The sequence below is a fragment of the uncultured Flavonifractor sp. genome (assembly GCF_944383115.1).
Taxonomy (GTDB): Bacteria; Bacillota; Clostridia; order Oscillospirales; family Oscillospiraceae; genus Flavonifractor.
On record NZ_CALWOJ010000150.1, the window covers coordinates 1 to 2,778 of the forward strand.

Here is a 2,778-nt window from a genome sequence, read left to right on the forward strand (position 1 = left end):
ATCCCCCCGGACGAATTTAAATTGTGGAGTTCGCCTTGGCGAACATCCGATAGGAGTTGGATCTCATGTCTCATAACCGTAAACTGGGCAAGCCCACTGATCAGCGTCTCGCCATGCTGCGTGCCATGACCACCTACCTGCTGGAGAATGGTCAGATCAAGACCACCTATGCCCGTGCCAAGGAAGTTGCTCCCATGGCCGAGAAGATGATCACCCTGGCCAAGAACCCCAACCTGGCCAATTACCGCAAGGCCCTGTCCTACCTGACCAAGGAGGACGTGGCCAAGAAGACCTTCGACGAGCTGGGCCCCAAGTATGCCAGCCGTAACGGCGGTTACACCCGTGTGGTCAAGATCGGCCCCCGCCGCGGCGATGCCGCCGAGATGGCCATCGTGCAGCTGGTGTAAGTTTGCATCAAAAGCCCCCTGCCGCAGGCAGGGGGCTTTTTGTTTGCGGTTGGTCTTGCATTTGCAGATATGCTATGGTATACTAAACTCCAATCAATGATAAAGGAGACGGTGAGCCCTCGTGGACGAACCTCCGCCCAGTTGCAATTACATTAGAGAGTCTGTGGAGCAGGACAGCCTTATTTCTGTAAGGGAATAGGGGTGTCCTTTTGCGCGTTCCCCTCAAAATTAAGAGTTGGAGTTGAGTATTGTTTTATGCCGGACAGTTCCAGTTTAACGATGATTATCATTCTTGTGGTCCTTGTGATTCTATCCGCTTATTTTTCTGCAACCGAGACTGCCTTCACCTCGTTGAACCGCATTCGCCTGAAAAGCAAGGCGGACGCCGGCAATCGCAGGGCCGCGTTGGCGCTCAAGCTGGTGGATCAGTATGACAACCTGCTGTCTACCATCCTGGTGGGCAACAACATTGTCAACCTGTCCGCCTCCTCTCTGGCCACCGTGTTCTTCACGGAGGGCCTGCGGCTGCAAAATGGTGCGGTGATCTCCACCGCCGTCATCACCATTGTGGTGCTGGTCTTCGGCGAGGTCTCCCCCAAGAGCCTGGCCAAGGAATACCCGGAGAGCTTTGCCATGTTCTCCGCCCCCATTATGCGTATCCTGATGGTGATCCTCACCCCGGTGAACTTCCTGTTCAGCCTGCTGAAGAAGGTGCTGTCCAAGGTGTTCCACAAGGAGGGGGACAGCGGCATCACGGAAGAAGAACTGGTGACCATGGTAGACCAGGCCGAGAGTGAAGGTGGTCTGGACCAGCACGAGAGCAAGCTCATCCGCTCCGCCATTGAGTTCAACGACATGGAGGTGGATGAGATCCTCACTCCCCGGGTGGACATTGTGGCGGTGGAGGATACCGATTCCATGGACGATATCGCCCAGGCCTTCGCCGAGAGCGGCTATTCCCGCCTACCGGTATACCATGAGGACATCGACGATATCATCGGCGTGATCCACGAAAAGGACTTCCACGCCGCCCGCTATCGGGGAATCACCGATATGAAGTCCTTTACCGGCCCCATGCTGTACACCACCGGCAACACCAAGATCTCCGAGCTGTTGCGTATTCTCCAGCGGGAGAAGGCACACATGGTCATCGTGGTGGATGAGTACGGCGGCACCGAGGGTCTGGTGACCCTGGAGGACATCGTGGAGGAACTGGTGGGCGAGATCTGGGACGAACACGACGAGGTCATTGAGGAGTTCAAAAAACAGGAGGACGGCAGCTACCTGATCTCCTGCTCCGCCGACCTCACCGACCTGTTTGACCTGTTTTCCATCAAGGGTGAGTGCGACGCCAACACCATCTCCGGCTGGGTGATGGAGCAGATCGGCCGCATCCCCGAGGGGGGGGACCACTTCGTCTCTGATGGCCTGGACGTGACGGTCACCAAGGTGGATCACCGGCGGGTGCTGGAGATCCGGGTGCGGGTACTGCCGGAGCCGGAGGAGAAAGAGAAGACACGAGAGTCGTAAATAAAGTGCCATTGGCAAACAAAAACCCTGCGGCAGCGCCGCAGGGTTTTTGGTGTTATAAGCGGGTCCGGGCCCAATAGGCAGCCATGCTCTCGCCGGGCTGGCCGGTGACCTCCCGGGAGAGATAGGCTGTCAGCTCTTCCGGCGGCGCCCAGGCCAGGGCGGCATCCTCGGTGGGGAATTCCACTTCGGCGTAGAAGAAACCGGTTTCCAGATCGGGGTCCACCGCATTGACCTCCAGGGTGAGTCCGCCAGGCAGGGGATAGCGGCGTTGTTCCTTTTGGATCATGGGCTTACCCAGCATGGTTTTCAGGCGCTGGTAGCGGTCCTGATCCACCGTTACCTCGATCTCTTCCCGGGCCAGACCGGCGCCCCCCTTAAAGCAAAGTACATAGGCGGTATCGCCTCCCTGAAGGGACTCCCGGCGGATTCGGATAGCGGGGTTGGTGAGGAAGTACCCCTGCTCCATCTCCAGAAGGGAATGGGGGGTCAGGTCAGGCCAGCCCTCCACCAGCCAACGGCGTTCAATTTCCATAGGGCAGTTTCCTCAGAAGGGGAGGGCTATGATGGCGGGCACCAGAATGGGCACAGCCAGGGACAGAACCACGCCGGATGTAAAGGAATAGATGGTAATTCGCTCATGGGTAGCACCCACCACCACCGGCAGCACGGTATCCATCGCCGCCGCGCCGGGCAGAGCGGCGCACTCCACATAGCCCACATACCGGGCGATAAAGGGAATGGCCAGGATGGAGAAGATCTCACGCATCACATTGGACAGGAAGGCCACCGCCGACACCGACAGGGAATAGGGAGCCAGCAGGGTGGGGGCCAGGGAGTA

4 protein-coding genes are annotated in these 2,778 nt (G+C 58.2%); 2 read left to right on the forward strand and 2 right to left on the reverse strand.

What is annotated here, in order from left to right; translation table 11 throughout:
• The first annotated feature begins 65 nt into the window (after window positions 1–65).
• On the forward strand, window positions 66–407 hold the full coding sequence (gene rplQ / locus Q0K43_RS10875; protein WP_297290545.1) for a 50S ribosomal protein L17: 342 nt from the start codon (window positions 66–68) through the stop codon (window positions 405–407).
• 255 nt (window positions 408–662) lie between these two features.
• Complete coding sequence (locus Q0K43_RS10880) at window positions 663–1,937, forward strand: HlyC/CorC family transporter (RefSeq protein ID WP_297290546.1); 1,275 nt, start codon at window positions 663–665, stop codon at window positions 1,935–1,937.
• A 55-nt stretch (window positions 1,938–1,992) separates the two neighbouring features.
• Here Q0K43_RS10880 and Q0K43_RS10885 read toward each other — a convergent pair whose 3' ends face one another.
• Both Q0K43_RS10885 and Q0K43_RS10890 read right to left on the reverse strand, forming a co-directional pair.
• Entirely contained in the window at window positions 1,993–2,472 is a 480-nt protein-coding gene (locus Q0K43_RS10885) for a hypothetical protein (protein WP_297290547.1), read from the reverse strand.
• Window positions 2,473–2,484: 12 nt separating this feature from the next.
• Window positions 2,485–2,778, reverse strand: a 294-nt coding sequence (locus Q0K43_RS10890; RefSeq protein WP_297290548.1) for a LysO family transporter, incomplete at its 5' end; no start/stop codon positions are given.

Bases quoted from the DNA above. Each gene is read 5' to 3' on its own strand.
- Q0K43_RS10880 (WP_297290546.1), top strand. From the start codon at position 663: ATGCCGGACAGTTCCAGTTTAACGATGATTATCATTCTTGTGGTCCTT.
- rplQ (WP_297290545.1), top strand. From the start codon at position 66: ATGTCTCATAACCGTAAACTGGGCAAGCCCACTGATCAGCGTCTCGCC.
- Q0K43_RS10885 (WP_297290547.1), bottom strand. From the start codon at position 2,472: ATGGAAATTGAACGCCGTTGGCTGGTGGAGGGCTGGCCTGACCTGACC.